This window comes from Nocardioides sp. Z43_10 (genome assembly GCF_059766615.1).
Genome location: NZ_JCBAJY010000005.1, coordinates 172,025 through 187,659, shown reverse-complemented (window position 1 = coordinate 187,659; position 15,635 = coordinate 172,025). Strand labels below are relative to the sequence as shown.

16 protein-coding genes are annotated in these 15,635 nt (G+C 70.0%); 8 read left to right on the top strand and 8 right to left on the bottom strand.

The genetic code is table 11. From position 1 onward, the window contains the following. The first annotated feature begins 76 nt into the window (after positions 1-76). The 5 genes from AC6EI4_RS11195 (at position 77) to AC6EI4_RS11175 (ending at position 3,135) form a co-directional block, all read left to right on the top strand. Positions 77-394 carry a hypothetical protein gene (locus tag AC6EI4_RS11195; RefSeq protein WP_498422713.1) on the top strand — a complete coding sequence of 106 codons (318 nt, stop codon included), beginning with the start codon at positions 77-79 and terminating at the stop codon, positions 392-394. Positions 395-685: 291 nt separating this feature from the next. Then, a complete protein-coding gene (locus AC6EI4_RS11190) occupies positions 686-916 on the top strand; it encodes a hypothetical protein (protein ID WP_498422715.1) in 231 nt (76 codons plus the stop codon). A gap of 189 nt (positions 917-1,105) precedes the next feature. Continuing rightward, positions 1,106-1,387 carry a hypothetical protein gene (locus AC6EI4_RS11185; RefSeq protein WP_498422717.1) on the top strand — a complete coding sequence of 94 codons (282 nt, stop codon included), beginning with the start codon at positions 1,106-1,108 and terminating at the stop codon, positions 1,385-1,387. A gap of 393 nt (positions 1,388-1,780) precedes the next feature. Then, a complete protein-coding gene (gene bsh, locus AC6EI4_RS11180) occupies positions 1,781-2,725 on the top strand; it encodes a choloylglycine hydrolase (RefSeq protein WP_498422719.1) in 945 nt (314 codons plus the stop codon). A 53-nt stretch (positions 2,726-2,778) separates the two neighbouring features. Continuing rightward, a complete protein-coding gene (locus tag AC6EI4_RS11175) occupies positions 2,779-3,135 on the top strand; it encodes a hypothetical protein (RefSeq protein WP_498422720.1) in 357 nt (118 codons plus the stop codon). Positions 3,136-3,234: 99 nt separating this feature from the next. On the opposite strand, the gene AC6EI4_RS11170 is transcribed toward AC6EI4_RS11175, so the two are convergent. The 3 genes from AC6EI4_RS11170 to AC6EI4_RS11160 all read right to left on the bottom strand — a co-directional run bounded on the left by AC6EI4_RS11170 (position 3,235) and on the right by AC6EI4_RS11160 (position 5,803). Then, entirely contained in the window at positions 3,235-4,407 is a 1,173-nt protein-coding gene (locus AC6EI4_RS11170) for a M14 family zinc carboxypeptidase (protein WP_498451479.1), read from the bottom strand. A gap of 103 nt (positions 4,408-4,510) precedes the next feature. Then, positions 4,511-5,137 (bottom strand): TetR/AcrR family transcriptional regulator, encoded by a 627-nt coding sequence (locus AC6EI4_RS11165; RefSeq protein WP_498451478.1) that lies wholly within the window; start codon positions 5,135-5,137, stop codon positions 4,511-4,513. A 3-nt stretch (positions 5,138-5,140) separates the two neighbouring features. Then, on the bottom strand, positions 5,141-5,803 hold the full coding sequence (locus AC6EI4_RS11160) for an enoyl-CoA hydratase/isomerase family protein (RefSeq protein WP_498451477.1): 663 nt from the start codon (positions 5,801-5,803) through the stop codon (positions 5,141-5,143). A 262-nt stretch (positions 5,804-6,065) separates the two neighbouring features. Between AC6EI4_RS11160 and AC6EI4_RS11155 the strand changes: the two genes are divergently transcribed. Next, positions 6,066-6,656: a DUF1963 domain-containing protein gene (locus tag AC6EI4_RS11155; RefSeq protein WP_498451476.1), complete on the top strand. Its 591-nt coding sequence runs from the start codon at positions 6,066-6,068 to the stop codon at positions 6,654-6,656. Between the two features lie 18 nt (positions 6,657-6,674). Here AC6EI4_RS11155 and AC6EI4_RS11150 read toward each other — a convergent pair whose 3' ends face one another. The 3 genes from AC6EI4_RS11150 to AC6EI4_RS11140 form a co-directional block, all read right to left on the bottom strand. After that, the gene (locus AC6EI4_RS11150; protein ID WP_498451475.1) at positions 6,675-7,247 is read right to left on the bottom strand and encodes a TetR/AcrR family transcriptional regulator; all 573 of its coding nucleotides are present in this window, start codon (positions 7,245-7,247) and stop codon (positions 6,675-6,677) included. Next, positions 7,240-8,760, bottom strand: coding sequence for an MFS transporter (locus AC6EI4_RS11145; RefSeq protein ID WP_498451474.1), 1,521 nt, complete (start codon positions 8,758-8,760; stop codon positions 7,240-7,242). The genes AC6EI4_RS11150 and AC6EI4_RS11145 overlap by 8 nt, the downstream gene beginning before the upstream one ends. 193 nt (positions 8,761-8,953) lie before the next feature. Then, positions 8,954-9,349, bottom strand: coding sequence for a VOC family protein (locus tag AC6EI4_RS11140; protein ID WP_498422731.1), 396 nt, complete (start codon positions 9,347-9,349; stop codon positions 8,954-8,956). A 465-nt stretch (positions 9,350-9,814) separates the two neighbouring features. On the opposite strand from AC6EI4_RS11140, the gene AC6EI4_RS11135 reads away from it, so the two are divergent. Then, complete coding sequence (locus AC6EI4_RS11135; protein ID WP_498422732.1) at positions 9,815-11,074, top strand: DUF8462 domain-containing protein; 1,260 nt, start codon at positions 9,815-9,817, stop codon at positions 11,072-11,074. Between the two features lie 142 nt (positions 11,075-11,216). On the opposite strand, the gene AC6EI4_RS11130 is transcribed toward AC6EI4_RS11135, so the two are convergent. Beyond that, the gene (locus AC6EI4_RS11130) at positions 11,217-12,971 is read right to left on the bottom strand and encodes an alkaline phosphatase D family protein (RefSeq protein ID WP_498422733.1); all 1,755 of its coding nucleotides are present in this window, start codon (positions 12,969-12,971) and stop codon (positions 11,217-11,219) included. Between the two features lie 10 nt (positions 12,972-12,981). Next, the gene (locus tag AC6EI4_RS11125) at positions 12,982-13,998 is read right to left on the bottom strand and encodes a zinc-dependent alcohol dehydrogenase family protein (RefSeq protein ID WP_498451473.1); all 1,017 of its coding nucleotides are present in this window, start codon (positions 13,996-13,998) and stop codon (positions 12,982-12,984) included. Positions 13,999-14,090: 92 nt separating this feature from the next. Here AC6EI4_RS11125 and AC6EI4_RS11120 point away from each other — a divergent pair, with 92 nt between their 5' ends. Beyond that, the gene (locus AC6EI4_RS11120; protein WP_498422736.1) at positions 14,091-15,617 is read left to right on the top strand and encodes a helix-turn-helix domain-containing protein; all 1,527 of its coding nucleotides are present in this window, start codon (positions 14,091-14,093) and stop codon (positions 15,615-15,617) included. The last annotated feature ends 18 nt before the right edge of the window (positions 15,618-15,635 follow it).

The following is a 15,635-nucleotide window of genomic DNA, read 5'->3' as shown; positions in this document are numbered from 1 at the left end:
TGATCTATCTAGATCGCGGAGACGATCCCCGAGTTGTTCACCGGCCTATCTCACACGGTCATGTCACGCTTCGGCTATGACTGGCCGGGATCCCGAACTCACTGCTGACGTCGAGTTGCGGAACACGCTCTACGAGTTGCAGGTCTACGAGGCCCTCGCAGTCGCCATCGATGACGCCCACGCGGCGCTCGACACGATGCTGTGCGCCTCGGACCCGGAGAGTGCGCGACGAGCCCTCGCGCAGCGATTCGGCTTCAACGAGACGCAGGCAGACGCGGTCCTGAACCTACAGTTTCGGCGAGTGACTGCGATCGACAGGCAAAAGATCGAGCATCGACGCCAAGAACTAGCCCACCGCGTTGTGGTCCTTGAGGCCGAGCTCGGCAGATCTTGATCTGCTGTTCCCAGCGGGGCCTGCTCATCGGCTAGATGTGACGTCCAGGCCGGGGTGGCCCTGGTTCGAATCGAGCCGCCTCACCCTCTCCGCACCACGGCAATATTATCGGCGGGTCGCCTCGGGCGCTATGTCCACTGGTCAGAGCCGCCTTTTGGGGCGCGCGGGAAAGCGCAAGTGCATTCGTCAAGCGAGCTTCTCCACCGCAGGCGGACCACAGCAGTCACTCCTTTGCCTGACGCGGGGCGAAGCGAGTGTGACAAAACTGCTGTGGCGTACAGACTGGTCCGCATGGAACTCATTCGCTCGCTGCTCTATGGCGCCGCAGTCGTCGGACTGGTCGTGCTGGTGGCCATCGCATTGGACCTGACTGGTCTCATCGATTTGTCCCAGCGAGTGACGCCGTCTGCAGTCAGTGGGCTCAGTGCCCTCTTTGTAGGGTTCACCCTTGAAGGGCGCAGGCGAAGTCGTCCACCCAGCGATGCATTCACCTCAGCAAAAAAGTCGGAACTCGACTTATAGAGGACTATGGTCCTATCGCTAGAACGGGCCTAGACAGAACCACGGGTATTGACTGCCCGCTCTTGGAGGAGTCTCACGATCGTGGCCGGACCTCGTCACGGCTGAGTGGGAGTTGGTCGACGCTCTAGAGGTGGCGGCTATCCAACGAGTGGCGGCCGACATCGACACCATCGAGGAGCAGTGCGGCTGATGGATGACGTCTTCTCGGGCCTAGCCATCGCTTCCAGCGGCCTTGGCGTCATCCTCGCCATCGCGCACTTCGCCGCGTGCCTCATCGCGGCTCTGCGACGCGGCAACGACCGTCCCGAGTTCGCTCCGATGGGATACATCGGCGTTGGTCTGGCTCTCTCACTGGTCACGTTCTATCTGGCACGTGGTCTCTCACAGAGCGCGTGGGGGAATGTGGACGACCTTGTTGCTCTCATGTTCGTGCTGGCCGCGGCCTCATGGGGCTTCGGGGGCGGCGTATGAGTGGGCGACAAAGCTCATTCCGGAGTTCCACGTGCGATGGGCCACCCCGCTGTTGTTCTCATCTGGGACGGGCCTGTTTGTGGGTTTGGCGGCCAATCCTCTGGCGATCTAGAGGTCGCAAGCTGCCAGCCATCGGCCTGATCGTTTCCTCACGCTGCTACGCCAAGGCACGAGGCTCCCCTATCTCGCAGCTTCCTCGCCTGCGCTCGGCTCGCGGAGGCACGCCCCAGTTCGCTGGGGATTGCTGGGGATTCCCGGGTGTTTCCCCCCGGGCTACGCTGCAAAGGACAACCACCACGGCCCGATCGGGCCAAGGCGCACCGGACGAGCGAGGGCCGGCGGCGACTGTCACGCGAGGCCGTCGCAGCTTTGCCCACAGGCAGGGGCAACGACATGTGCACGAGCATCAGGTTCTCCGATGGAAGCAATCTCTATCTCGCACGCAACCTCGACTGGACGTACGGCTACGGCGAGCGGGTGGTGCTGACACCCACCGCATACGAGACGAACTCACCGTTCGGCGCCGTGCCGCGCATCCAGTACGCCGTCATCGGCATGGGGATCGTGGAGGAAGACACACCCCTGTACTTCGACTGCGGCAACGACGCGGGCCTGGCCGTGGCGGGCCTCAACTTCCCGGGCTACGCGCGCTACGCGCAGGAGCCGGTCGACGGCGCCACGAACGTCGCCGCCTTCGAGTTCCCGCTCTGGGTGGCCTCCCAGTTCGCCAGCGTCGACGAGGTCGAGGCCGCCCTCGGTGACGTCGTCATCGTCGACAAGCCCATCAATGAGAAGTACCCGAGCTCGCTCCTGCACTGGATCATCGGCGACTCGAGTCGCGCCATCGTGGTGGAGTCCACGAGCGACGGCCTGCAGGTCTTCGACGACGACGTCGACGTCCTTGCCAACCAGCCGGGCTTCTCGTGGCACCACGAGAACCTGCGCAACTACCTCAACACGTCACCCGCCTTTCCCGAGGAGCTCGTGCTCGGGCGGGCACACCTGGGGCCGTTCGGCTCGGGCTCACACATGCGAGGGATCCCCGGGGACTACTACTCGCCGTCCCGGTTCGTGCGCGCGGCCTACGTGAACGCGCACTACCCGGACAAGGCGAGTGAGGAGGAGAACGTCAGCAGGGCGTTCCACACGCTCCAGCAGGTCGCCATGGTGGACGGCAGCGCAGCCATGGGCGACGGCGAGTTCGAGAAGACCATCTACACCGGGCTCTTCTCTGCGCGGACCAAGACGTACTACTGGAACACCTACGACGACCCCTCGATCCAGAGTGTCGCGATGGCCGATCACGAGCCTGACGGAAGCAAGCTCGTCGTCGTCTGACCGGACCCGTGCAGCAGGCAGGGCGTACTCGCCATCCGTGGCAGGGTGCCCCCATGAGTTATGACCTTGCCGTGTGGGAGGGCGTCCTGCCCGAGGACGACGAGTCGGCCACCGTGATCTTCGCCCAGCTCATGGATCGAGCCGAGCACGCGGGTGGCGACGCAGCGCCGACGCCTGGCATCCGTGCCTACGTCGACGCCCTTCTGGCGCGCTGGCCCGACCTCACCGACGACGCCGGTGAGGACTCCCCCTGGGCCGACGGCCCGCTCATCGCCAACGCCCGCGGCGACTCGATCTACTTCTCGTTGGTGTGGAGTGCTGCCGAGGAGGCATCCGAGTTCGCTGCTGGGCTGGCCCGTGCTCACGGTCTGGTCTGCTACGACCCGCAGCGTGAGGCACTTCTCCGCTAGACGGAGGAGCGGGGCGCCGCTCCCCCACCCCCCCGCTCGCACCTCGCCCCGGACCTCTATGAGGATCGGGGCGAGGCGGCGGCTATGCGATTCGAGGGGTCAGTTCGTCGGCACCGGCATGCGGTTGGGGATGGCCTCGTAGGCGTTCGGGTCGAGGGTGTCCACCGACCCGTCGACGATCGCGTCGATCAGCCCCTGCAGGCCGATCTCGACCTGCTTGGTGAGCATCCCGTTGCCCTTGAGTCCGGTGGACTGGGTCTGCGAGCTGGTCTCGAACAACACGGTGGCGCTGCCGCGCAGGGCGAACGAGCCCAGCGCGGTGCCGGGAAGGTTGGTGTCCTGCGGGTACAGCGTGACGTCGCCGAAGCCCGAACCGGCGCCGCTGCGGTCCTTCAGCGCGTCATAGATGGCGACGTTGGCGCGGCGCGAGGCGTCGTAGTCGAACTCCGGCCACGTGCCGTGCTGCGCCGGGTCGTCGATGAAGCGACCCGAGATGGAGAGCGTGGACAACCGGTTGGTGCCCTCGACCAGGTAGCAGGGTCCCTGGTTGTGCAGGTCGACGAAGTAGTCGACCGTGCCGAACTCCTGCTCCAGGTCGCGGTAGACCTCACGCACCGTCTGGGCCTCGGGCGTCAGGTACCAGCCGACCGACCCGCTGTCGCCCGGAACGTCCGCAGGCTGCGGCACGTAGTCCAGGTCGGGATTGAAGTCGCGGTTGGTGTCGAAGCCCGGCACGTTGGGGTTGTAGTTCCAGGTCGGGGTAGAGCCGGCAAGCTGCGGGAAGCGCTGCACGGTCTGCGCCCAGCTCTGGTCGTTCTGCCGGTGCTGGTGCTCACCGCCGTCGACGTTCAACCGCGGTACGGCGACGATCGTGATGCCCTCGCGCATCTCCTGCGCCGCGGGGCTGTTGCCGCCGAACTGCTGCAGCATGTTGAGCAGTGCCTCGGTGCCGTGGTTCTCGTTGCCGTGGATCTGCGACTGCACCAACATCACCGTGTCACCGGTGCCGACACGGGCCGAGTAGATCTCCCGGCCCTCGTTGCTGCGGCCGATCACGTCGACCTGGACGTTGCCCTTGCTGGTGCGCTCGATCTTCTCGAGCGACTGGGTGAGCTGGCGATGGTTGACGAAGCCGGCGGAGTTGCCGCCGGCCTCGGTGCCGCAGTGAGAGTTGACCGGCTTGGCCTGCACCGGTGCTCCGGTGGTCAGTCCGGCGACGGAGAGTGCGAGCGCCCCGGAGAGGGCGAACGCGGAGAGGCGACGTGTGTTCACAGAAGGGTCCTTCGTTCCGAGAATTGAAAGGGGTGCTCACCCTCGGCCATGACCCGCCAGTAGGCAAGCACTGCAGCGCCTTTACTTTCGGTTCTCGGGCGCGTCAGCCTCGCGGGCTCTCCCCCGGCGCTGGGGGCGGCTCGGCGCTGGTGAGGCCGGTGACCGCGGCGGCGAGCGCGTGGCGGGCCAGCGGGCTCGCGACGCGCCCCTTGGCGAGGAGGAGCCTGCCGGGCAGGTCGACCACGCACATCGTGATCAGCGCGGTGGCAACCGTGTCCTCGCGCTGCCACAGCGCCGCGGCGAGGCCGACGATCAACGCGCTGAGCTCGGCACGCAGGCCGTCGAGGTCGGCTCGGACCGCCGGCGTCAGGTCGTAGTCGAGGACGGTGCCGACGTGGACGGCCATCAACAGGCGCGCCGCCTCATCATGGGCGTCGGCATAGTCGGCGAGCGCGAGGGACGCCGCGAGGACGCCCCGCGGTGCGCCGCCCTGCGCCAGTGCCTCGGCCACGGAGGTCGACTGGAAGGCGAGGAAGGCCCGCGCCTCGCGCGCCCAGACCCGGGCCAACAGGTTCTCCCGAGAGCCGAAGGCGTGGTAGATGGCGCCGCTGGAGACTCCGGAACGCGCGCTCAGCGCACGGATCGTCAGGCCGGCGGTGCCCTTCTCGACCCAGAGTGCGCGCGCGTGGTCGAGCAGGTCGTCCAGGTCGTGCTCGCGCGGGCGGCCCAACGCTCAGTCCTCGGTACGTCGCAGCGCGTCGACGGCGCTGGCGTACATCGTGGCCTTGATCTTCCCCAGCGTCGCGCGGTCCTTGCCGGCGAGGTCGCGGATGAGTGCGCCGGCGGTCTTGGTGAGCTCGGCCTCGGAGGCGGTGGCATCCACGATCCCCGCCGCCAGGGCCTCCGGTCCGGCGTACCGGCGCCCGGTGGTCATCGATTCGACGGCCGCCTGGGGGGTCAGCTTGGACTGGATGAGCTCGGCCATCCCCGGGGTGAACGGGATGTGGATGTCCACCTCGGGGAAGCAGAAGTAGCCGCGGTCGCTGCGCATCACCCGGAAGTCGTGGGCCATCGCCAGCATCGCCCCGGCCCCGAAGGCGTGCCCGTTCACGGCCGCGACGGTCGGGATGGGCAGGGTGAGCACCTTGGCGAACAGGCCGTGGACCTGGGCGACGTACGAGACCAGCTCGTCGGGGTGGGCGCCCAGCCAGTCCAGGTCCAGGCCGTTGGAGAAGAACTTGCCGGTGCCCGTGGTGACCAGCACCGCCGGCTCGCTGGACGTGGCGAGCTCGTCGAGCTGCGCCATCACCATCTCCAGCAGCGCCGGGGAGAAGCGGTTCTCGTCGGCGCCCAGGTCAAGCAGCCAGATGACGCCGTCGTTGGTGAGGGAGGGCATGCCCACTCCCCTTTCTCGGTGGCTCGCGGAGGCAAGATGGAATGTGCCGGGAAAGGTATCAGAACATCTGCTCTATAACTGCGCTCCTCTGGCCGTCGCTTGTCGGCGACGCGCTGCCCCACTCTCCTGTCCGCGGTTTCTGCCACACTGCGGCGCTGTGACCCGACGCACGTACGACCACCTCAGTCGACTCGCTCACGCTCATCTCCCCGACGCCACGGCTCAGCGCTGGCTGGGATTGCTCCGCCCCGCCGTACAGCTGATGCCCGCCCGGGGCGGTGACACGATCGTCGCCCGACTCGGCGGCACCCCCGACCTGCCCGGCGACGCGGCGTGGCCGGAGTGGCCCGGGTACGGCCCGCTCGCCCTCGTTGCCGAGGTCGACCTGGCGGTCCTGGCCTCCACCGGCCTCGACGCGGGTCTCACGCTGCCGTCCGAGGGCCGCTACCTGGCCTTCTACTTCGACGACCCGGACGGGATAGGTGCCGTGGTCGACAGCAGCGACCCCGAGTCGTTGCCCGGGTCGCGGCTGCTGCATGTCCTCGGCACCGCGCCGACGAGGGACCCGCTGGTGACGCTGACCGGCGTCCAGGTGCTCACCTGGCCGGGGTGGGAGCATCCCGTGCAGGGACTCGTCGAGCTCGAGGCGGCCGAGACTCGGCTGCGCAAGGCGGCCTACAACCGCGCCCACATCGCCGAGGCGCTGCGCTGGCGCCCGCTCCTGCAGGTCGGCAGTGACGACGACGCCGGTACCTGCTGGGGCGACGCCGGATGTCTCTACTGGTTGGCGCGCACCGATGGCACCACCGTCCCGCGAGGCTCGGACATCGCCTTCACCTGGCAGTGCGGCTGATCTGCCTGTGGCGCGCAGCTACTGGACTCGTTCTGGTTCGGTGAGCTCCAGGAGCTGCGCGCGCATCTCGCCGAGCTGCTCGGCGGTGAGATAGGGAGTGTGGGCCGAGGCGACGAGCCCCTCCGCGGCGTAGCGGACGAGCTGGGCCCGTCCCGCCGGCAACCCGTCCGCGGCGAAGGCGTCGTTCCAGGCCTGGGCGTCGGCGCGCTCCAGCTGGTCTGCACCCTCGGCACCCAGCGAGCCCAGGGCGGCGAGCAACCCGGTCGGGTTGAGCACCCGGGTGAGGTACTCGCTGCCACCGGTGAGGGCGCGCACATAGCCACGGGTGAACGTCCCGGGCTGCTCCTCGCTCAGATCGACGTTCGCGCGGACCTCCTCCCACATCCGCGTGATGGTGTGCCCGACGAGCCCTGTGGTCAGCTCCTCGCGCGTCCGGAAGTGATGCACCAGCCCACTCTTGGTGACCCCGGCCAGTGCCGCGATGTCGGCCAGGCTGACCTTGGCGCCGCGCTGGAGGATCGCCTGCTCGGCCGCCTCGAGGATGGCGCGCCGCGTGCGCTCGCTATCGCGCACCAGCTGTCGCTCACCCATCGTGGCGCACCGCCGTGGCGGGCAGCGGCGAGGGGATCGTGCGCCACGCGATCACCGCAGCCAGGCACAGCACGGCCGCCGCCACGAACGACGTCGCCTGCATCGCGGAGGCGAACGACTCCTGCGCCGTCGCGATCACCCCCGGGTCCTCGACTGAGGCGAGCGTCGAAGCCAGAGAGTCCTTGACCGTGGCGGTATCCCCCGCGCCGAGATCGGCGGGGAGCTCCAGGCGCGAGCGGTAGATGGCCATCTGCAGCGAGCCGAGCAGGGCGATGCCGAGAGCGCCGCCCAACTCGTAGCCGGTCTCGGAGATGGCGGCGGCGGCACCGGCGCGCTGGGTGGGGACGGCGCTCACGACGGCGTCGGTGGACAGGGTCATCGCGATGCCGATGCCCAGGCCGATGACGGCCAAGGAGGCGCCCAGGCCCCAGTACGACGTCCAGGACGTGGTCAGCCCGATCCCGGCCAGGCCGAGCGCCGCCACGCCGAGACCCGCCCCGATCGAGCGCCCGGCGCCCAGGCGAGCGACGAGGGTGCCGATCAGGGCGATCACCGCGAACGAGGCGATGGTCGCGGGAAGCTCGGCGATGCCTGCCTGCAAGGGGCCGAAGTCGCGCACCAGCTGCAGGTACTGGGAGAAGAAGAACAGCAGGCCGAGGAAGGCGAAGATGGACAGGGTGTTCGCGCCGACCGCCCCGGCGAAGGCCGGGATCCGGAACAGCGAGATGTCGAGCAGTGGCACCCTCAACCGAGCCTGCCGGCGCAGGAAGACCCAGGCCGCCAGCACGCCGAGCAGGCCGCAGAGCACCACGATCGCGTCGAATCCCGATCCGATCCAGTGCTTCACGGCGTACACCAGCGGCACGATGGCGACGATCGAGAGCGCCGACGACGTCAGGTCGACCGGCTGGTCGGCCGCTCCGCGGGACTCCGGCAGCAGCCACCACCCGCCGAGCAGTGCCAGCACCATGATCGGCAGGTTGATCAGGAAGACCGAGCCCCACCAGTAGTGCTCCAGGAGCACGCCGCCCACCAATGGCCCGAGCGCTCCCCCGGCGGTGGCGCCGACGGCCCACAGTGCGATCGCGCGGGTGCGTTGGGCGGGGTCGGCGAACATCGCCCGGACGATGGACAGCGTCGAGGGCATCAGCGTGGCGCCGGCGACGCCGAGCAGGGCGCGGGCCGCGATCAGCGTCCCGGCATCGGGGGCGAACGCCGCCAGCACCGAGGCGACCCCGAAGCCGGCGCTGCCCATCAGCAACAGGCGCTTGCGCCCGATCCGGTCGGCCACGTTGCCCATCGTGATCAGCAGGCCCGCGAGCACCAGCCCATAGACGTCGCCGATCCACAGCAGCTGGGCCGACGTCGGCGCGATGTCCGCGGTCATCGAGGGAACCGCCAGGTAGAGCACGGTCCCGTCGACGGCGAGCAGCATCACCACCAGGACCAGGACAGCCAGCGCGGCCCACTCCCGCGGGCCGGCGAGTGCGGGACGTTCCTCCACCACGGTCATGGCCCGAAATTTAACAGTCCATCTGGACGGTTAAGCCTCCCCCGTGCACGCCCGCCCCGACCTCTGCCCGACGTACTGCCGGCACCGGGAGAAGGGAGGTCGCCGATTGGTCACAGACGGCGGCGAAACTCCGGGAAACCTCGCCGTTGGGGACCAAACGGCGGGCGTTCAGGGGCCTTTTCGGCGGCGGGGGTCAGGTGGGGGGTGGGTCCTGGATGGTGAGCAGCATGGTGCCCTCCGGGTCCTGGAGGTAGGCGATGCGCTCTCCCCAGGGCATGTCCTGGGGAGGTACGACGACGCGGCCGCCGGCGCCGGGCGCGGCCAAGACGGCGGCGTCGAGGTCGGGCACGTACAGGCACAGGTCCACGGCGTGACCGGAGGCCGGCAGCGGCGTCTCGCCGTACATGGCCGGCCCGGTGCCCAGCCCGAGTGCGAGCTTGCCCGCCCCTACATCGAGAGTGACGTAGACCTCGCGCCCCTCGGCGCTGTAGGCGTAACTCTGCTCGGCCTCGAAGACCCGCTGGTAGAAGGCCCTCGTCGCCACCAGGTCCCGGCAGTTCAGGATCGCGAAGATCTCGCCGCGTGCCATCGCACGACGGTAGCTCCCCCTCCTTCTCCACGCATAGCGCCACCGGGGGCTTGCCACAAGGCCGCCAGGCCCCGGGCCGCCCAGCAGCTGGGTCGTGCTCCGGAGCCACCAGCCTCGGCTCCCTCGGGGCGTGCGCTCAGCTCTCGGGGCGAGGCCAGGGACGCCCGTCGCGGCGTTCGATGGCCGCGTTGAAGACCGGCTACGGGCTCGGCCAGAGCATGGCTGTGCGGGCCCTGGGTCACGCTCGCGCTCGGCGCCTTCGTGGTGGCCCTCGGCTACCTGACCGGCGTCCTGCTGGCGGGGTCGGTCTGGGGGTGCTCGTCTCGGTGTGCATCATCAGCGGCGGCGACGGCACCGAGTCCGTGCCTGACGAGCCTCCGCACGTACGGCACTGACCGGGGACCGATCGACTGATATACCTGAGGCAGGTATAACAAAGAATCGAAAGCGAGCATCGGAGCGAGCATGGCGCTGCCCAACCCCTACACCCCGGGGCAGGTGCCTCGGGTCCTGGCCGGACGCGAGCACGAGCGGGCGATGATCCGCGACCGGCTCGGCCGGGTGGCCACGTTCGGGGAGCTCGGCGGCTCCCTGCTCGCCTTCCACGCCCCGCGCGGGCTCGGCAAGACCTCGCTGCTGCGAGCGGCGCAGCGCGACGCGGACGCGGCCGGCTTCGTCAGTGTCTGGGTCGCCGCAGCGCACCGCGGGTCGGTGCTCGGCGAGCTGGTGCGCGCCACCGAGCGCAGCATCTCGCGCAGCGACGCGCTGTCGGGCGCCGCGACCAGGCGCTGGCGCACCAGGCTGGACAAGATCCAGCTGGAGGTCGGCCTGCCGGGGGCGAAGGTGAGCGCGGAGCTCTCCCCCGAGCGACCGGCGCAGCCCCCGGCCCCGTCGGCGCCGATCGGCGCGCTCGAGGACCTCCTGCACGACACCTCGACGCTCGTGCGTCAGCACGGCGGGGCGGGCCTGCTGGTCTTCGTCGACGAGATCCACGCGGCGAACCAAGCCGACCTCGCGGTGCTGCTCAACGCGCTGCAGAACATCGACGGGGAGCGCCAGGCCAACCCGCTGGCCGTGTTCGCGGCCGGGCTCCCCTCGACCCCCGAGGTGCTGACCCGCGCCGCGACCTTCGGGGAGCGCACCGCCTTCGTCCCGCTGCACCGCCTCGACGCCACGGACTCCGCCGCGGCGATCGTGGAGCCCGCCGCCGGGCTGGACGTGTCGTGGAGCGACGAGGCGGTGCGCCAGGTCGTGGCCGACACCGCCGGCTACCCCTATTTCCTGCAGCTGGTGGGCTCGGCGACCTGGGACGCGGTGCGCCCCGATGCGGGCGACACGATCAGCGTCGACGACGTGCGCCGGGGCTACCCCGGGGCCGCCGAACAGCTGCGCGCCCTCTACCGGGCGCGCTGGAAGGCCGCGTCCCCGGCCGAGCAGGACTTCATGGTCGCGATGGCGGCCTCGGGCACCGAGGCCGTGCCGCGCGCCCAGATCGCGGCCGCACTGGGCAAGGAGTCCCGCGCCCTGAGCACGCCGCGCGACCGCCTCATCGAGAAGGGGATCATCGAGCCGGCCGGGCACGGGCTGGTCCGCTTCACCCTCCCGGGGTTCGGCGTCTACGTGGCGGCCGAGACCTCCAGCTCGCCCGCGCTGGACAGTACGGCGCTGGCTCGCGCCGTCTTCCCCGAGCTGGGGCCGGGCGGCCCGCCTCCCGGCTCGCGGTGACCCGCTCGGGCACCCCGATACCCCAATTTGCTGTGCTTTTACACATTATTGCCACAGTCCTGCCGCGCCCTGGCCACAGCCGGCGAGTCGCCCCTGCGGACACGACACAATGCAGGTTCGCGCCGCGGCGGAGCCACGCCCCCTAAGTGCTCTGCCGCGGCGTGCTCCAAGCGCGCCCCTCGCGCTCGGGGTCCGGCAGGGGGGACTCGACCTCGATCGTCGCCACCCGGCGCAGCACGGGCCGGTCGTGGCGTCCGTGCCGCACGTCGCCGCGCGACCACCACATCCGGAGGCCGGTCGGGGTCACCTCGAGGGTGGCCAGGTTGTTGTCGAACCAGGGCCCGCGGGTCAACCGCCAGCGCAGCATCGGGCGCGGGACCTTGGCCAGCCGCGAGACGACGTGCCCGACCGGTCCGGCCACGCCGTAGGACAGGACCGCGGTGATCCACCGCATGAACCGCGGCAGCGGGTTGCGGATCGGCGAGCACACCGCCTGGATGATCCGGCTCTGGATCTCCACCCGGCCGGCCGGCACCCGCGGATCGGGCACCGCCTCGGAGACGAAGCTGTGGTGCACGTCGCCGGAGAGGAAGGTGACGGTGCGGGGGGCAGGGCCTCGGCGTCCGGCGGCGACCTCGAGGGTCATCCGCGCGACCGCCGACCAGCCCTCCCGGAAGGCGGCCCAGTGCTCGAGGTCGACCCCCTGGCGCAGCCGCTCCCCCACCCGGCCGGCCCGCCGGCCCCAGGCGCCCTGCGCCAGCGCCTCGCTGAAGGCCTCCACGTGATGGAGACCCGGAGCCAGTAGGAACGGCAGCGAGGTGCCGACCAGCAGGTGCTCGAAGCCGCCCTGCATCTGCGCGTCGAGCCACTCCTGCTCCGCCGGGGCGAGCATCGAGCGCCGCTCGGGCTCGAGCACCCGTGCCGCCCGGGAGTCGACGACCACCAGCCGGGCCTGCTCGCCGAAGTCGCGCGCGAAGCTCCAGCGGTAGCTCTCCGGGGCCTGATCGGCGCGGTCCGCGAACGCGTCCAGGTCATCGCTCAGATCCACCTCGCCGGGCCCGTCGTACGACGTGACCCGCTGCCACAGCGGATCCTGGGCGCGCAGCGCCGGCGACAGGTTGCCCAGGTGCTGGTAGACCCAGTAGGAGCCGAGCCCGGCCACGATCCGGCCGTGCCACCACGAGGTGGCCTCCATCTGCTGTCGCCAGGTGTGGCTGGTGTTCCAGTCGTCGCGGATGTCGTGGTCGTCGAAGATCATCGCGCTGGGCAGCGTCGAGAGCAGCCAGCGGTTGGCCGGGTCGCTCCAGGCGAGCCGGTAGAGGTGGGCGTACTCCTCGTAGTCCTGGAGCTCTGCGCCCGGCTCCTCGTCGATGTCGCGTCGCGAGCTGATGAACTCGCGCATCTCGGCGGTGGTCTCGTCGGCGTAGACCTGGTCACCGAGGAAGAGCACCAGGTCCGGCCAGCGACCGTCGTCGCAGTCGGAGCCGGACTCGGTGATCCCCGCCATCCGCAGCGCGTAGGCGCGCAGCGCGTCGACACCGTGCGTCCGGTTGCCCGCGCGGTCGTGGCTGACGCTGGTGCGGCACGACCCGAACGCGAGACGCAGCGCCTTGCCGGGCTCCAGCGTCGCGATCACCGGCGCGGGATAGGGCGAGTCGGCCGGCGGCCACACCTGGGTGCCGTCGAGCTCCACGGCGTAGGGGGTCACCGTTCCGGGGGTGAGCCCGGTGAGGTCGACCAGGGCGTAGTGGTGGCCGTGGGCGGCGAAGGTCGCCGCCTGCGCGCGATGCTCCCCGGCACGCACCGTCACCGTGGCGGCGCTCTCGGTCTCCACCCAGACGCTCGCGCAGGTCTCGTCGACGTAGCGCATCAGGGGGCCGAGGACGAGGCCCGTCATCGTGAGGCCCTCACGGTTGGAGCATGACCTTGATCGCGCGCCGCTCGTCCATGGCGCGGTAGGCCTCGGCGACGTCGTCCAGCGGCAGGGTCAGGTCGAAGACGAGCCCGGGCTCGATCGCCCCGGTCTGCACGAGCTGCAGCAGCTCGGGCAGGTAGCGGCGCACCGGCGCCATCCCACCGGCCAGGCCGACGTTCTTCTGGAACATCCGGCGCACCGGGAGCTCCACGCCGTGCGGGACGCCGACGAACCCCACGGTCGCCCCGGGGCGGGCCACGCCGAAGGCCGTCTTGATCGCCTGGTCGGTGCCCACGCACTCGAGCACCGCGTCGGCCCCGACGCCGGCGGTGATCTCCTTGATCCGCTCCCCGCCCTCGCGGCCGCGCTCGGCGACGATGTGGGTGGCCCCGAACTGGGTGGCGAGCGCCTGGCGCGGCTCGTGGCGCGACATCGCGACCACCTGCTCCGCGCCCATCTGCGCGGCGGCCAGGACGCCGCACAGGCCGACGGCGCCGTCTCCGACCACCACCACGGTGTCCCCCGGCTTCACCCGGGCCGCCACCGCGGCGTGCCAGCCGGTGGCCATCACGTCGGTCAGCGCCAGCAGCGAGGGCAGCATCGCCGGATCGGGGGTGCCGTCGGTGGTGACCAGGCTGCCGTCCGCCTGGTGGACCAGGGTGTACTCCGCCTGCCCGCTCGCGGTCATCGCGAGGTTCTCGCACGCGGACTGGACGCCGGCGCGGCAGTGCGCGCAGGTGTTGTCGCAGTGGCAGAACGGGATGATCACGAAGTCCCCGGGCTTGAAGCTGCGGACCTCCGCGCCGACCTCCTCGACGATGCCCACGGCCTCGTGACCGATGGTGGCGCCGGCGGTGATGTCGTTCTCGCCCCGGTAGGACCACAGGTCCGACCCGCACACGCAGGCCGCGGTGACGCGTACGATGGCGTCGGTCGGTGCCGAGATCGTCGGCACGGGGACCTCTTCGAGACGGATGTCACGTGGCGCGTGGATGGTAGTGGCTCGCATGGCCCCGATCCTGCCACGGGTGCCCCGATCCGCCCCCGGATCCGGAGTCCCGGCGAAGTTGCTGTATCTCATATCTGAGATACCGTCGTCCCATGACCCAGGACTACAAGGGCCGTATCGGCAACCTGATCCGTGACGCCCGCAAGCACCGGGGGCTCACCCAGACCCAGCTCGCCGAGCTGCTGGCCACCAGCCAGAGCGCGATCAACCGGATCGAGAAGGGCCACCAGAACCTCTCGTTGGAGATGATCGCGCGCATCGGCGCCGCGCTCGACTCCGAGATCGTCGCCCTCGGCGCGGGGCCGACCCACCTGCGGGTGACCGGCCCCACCACCCTGTCCGGCTCGATCGAGGTGAAGACCTCCAAGAACGCCGGGGTCGCGCTGCTGTGCGCCTCGCTGCTCAACCGCGGCCGCACCACGCTGCGCAAGGTCGCCCGGATCGAGGAGGTCAACCGCCTGCTCGAGGTGCTGGAGAGCCTGGGCGTGCAGACCCGCTGGCTGAACGCGGACAACGACCTCGAGATCGTGCCGCCGGCCCACCTGGACCTGGCGAACATCGACGAGACCGCCGCGCGCCGTACCCGCTCGATCATCATGTTCTTCGGCCCGCTGCTGCACCGCGTGGAGGAGTTCGAGCTCCCCTACGCCGGCGGCTGCAACCTCGGCACCCGCACCGTCGAGCCGCACATGTCGGCGCTGCGGCCGTTCGGTCTCGACGTGAAGGCCAGCGACGGGATGTACCACGCCAGCGTGAACCGGGCGATCGAGCCGGCCCGGCCGATCGTGCTCACCGAGCGCGGCGACACCGTCACCGAGAACGCGCTGATGGCCGCCGCGCTGCACCCGGGCACCACGGTGATCCGCAACGCCTCGTCGAACTACATGGTCCAGGACCTCTGCTTCTTCCTGCAGAAGCTGGGCGTCGACGTCGAGGGCATCGGCACCACCACGCTGCGGGTGACCGGACGCGCGGAGATCGACGTGGACGTCGACTACGCGCCCAGCGAGGACCCGATCGAGGCGATGTCGCTGCTGGCCGCCGCCATCGTCACCAAGTCCGAGATCACCATCAAGCGGGTGCCGATCGAGTTCCTCGAGATCGAGCTGGCCCTGCTGGAGGAGATGGGCTTCGTCTACAGCTGCTCCGAGGAGTACGTCGCGCTCAACGGCCACACCCGGTTGCTCGACCTCACCACCAAGCCCTCGCAGCTGCACGCGCCGCTGGACAAGATCCACCCGATGCCGTTCCCCGGCCTCAACATCGACAACCTGCCGTTCTTCGCGGTCATCGCCGCGGTCGCCGAGGGCCAGACGCTGCTGCACGACTGGGTCTACGAGAACCGGGCGATCTACCTGGTCGAGCTCAACAAGCTCGGCGGCCAGGTCAAGCTGCTCGACCCGCACCGGGTGATGATCGAGGGCCCCACCCACTTCTCGGGCACCGAGATCGTCTGTCCCCCGGCGCTGCGCCCCGCGGTCGTGATCCTGCTCGCGATGCTGGCCTCCAAGGGCACGTCGGTGCTGCGCTCGACCTACGTCATCCACCGCGGCTACGAGGACCTGGCCGAACGGCTGAACCTGCTCGGCGCCAACATCGAGCCCTTCCGCGACATCTGAGAAGTGGACCGGGGCATA

What these genes read in the sequence shown, in the direction of transcription:
- AC6EI4_RS11195 (WP_498422713.1), top strand. Translation starts at nt 77, where the DNA reads ATGACTGGCCGGGATCCCGAACTCACTGCTGACGTCGAGTTGCGGAAC.
- AC6EI4_RS11190 (WP_498422715.1), top strand. Translation starts at nt 686, where the DNA reads ATGGAACTCATTCGCTCGCTGCTCTATGGCGCCGCAGTCGTCGGACTG.
- AC6EI4_RS11185 (WP_498422717.1), top strand. Translation starts at nt 1,106, where the DNA reads ATGGATGACGTCTTCTCGGGCCTAGCCATCGCTTCCAGCGGCCTTGGC.
- bsh (WP_498422719.1), top strand. Translation starts at nt 1,781, where the DNA reads ATGTGCACGAGCATCAGGTTCTCCGATGGAAGCAATCTCTATCTCGCA.
- AC6EI4_RS11175 (WP_498422720.1), top strand. Translation starts at nt 2,779, where the DNA reads ATGAGTTATGACCTTGCCGTGTGGGAGGGCGTCCTGCCCGAGGACGAC.
- AC6EI4_RS11160 (WP_498451477.1), bottom strand. Translation starts at nt 5,803, where the DNA reads ATGCCCTCCCTCACCAACGACGGCGTCATCTGGCTGCTTGACCTGGGC.
- AC6EI4_RS11155 (WP_498451476.1), top strand. Translation starts at nt 6,066, where the DNA reads ATGCCCGCCCGGGGCGGTGACACGATCGTCGCCCGACTCGGCGGCACC.
- AC6EI4_RS11150 (WP_498451475.1), bottom strand. Translation starts at nt 7,247, where the DNA reads ATGGGTGAGCGACAGCTGGTGCGCGATAGCGAGCGCACGCGGCGCGCC.
- AC6EI4_RS11145 (WP_498451474.1), bottom strand. Translation starts at nt 8,760, where the DNA reads ATGACCGTGGTGGAGGAACGTCCCGCACTCGCCGGCCCGCGGGAGTGG.
- AC6EI4_RS11140 (WP_498422731.1), bottom strand. Translation starts at nt 9,349, where the DNA reads ATGGCACGCGGCGAGATCTTCGCGATCCTGAACTGCCGGGACCTGGTG.
- AC6EI4_RS11135 (WP_498422732.1), top strand. Translation starts at nt 9,815, where the DNA reads ATGGCGCTGCCCAACCCCTACACCCCGGGGCAGGTGCCTCGGGTCCTG.
- AC6EI4_RS11130 (WP_498422733.1), bottom strand. Translation starts at nt 12,971, where the DNA reads ATGACGGGCCTCGTCCTCGGCCCCCTGATGCGCTACGTCGACGAGACC.
- AC6EI4_RS11125 (WP_498451473.1), bottom strand. Translation starts at nt 13,998, where the DNA reads ATGCGAGCCACTACCATCCACGCGCCACGTGACATCCGTCTCGAAGAG.
- AC6EI4_RS11120 (WP_498422736.1), top strand. Translation starts at nt 14,091, where the DNA reads ATGACCCAGGACTACAAGGGCCGTATCGGCAACCTGATCCGTGACGCC.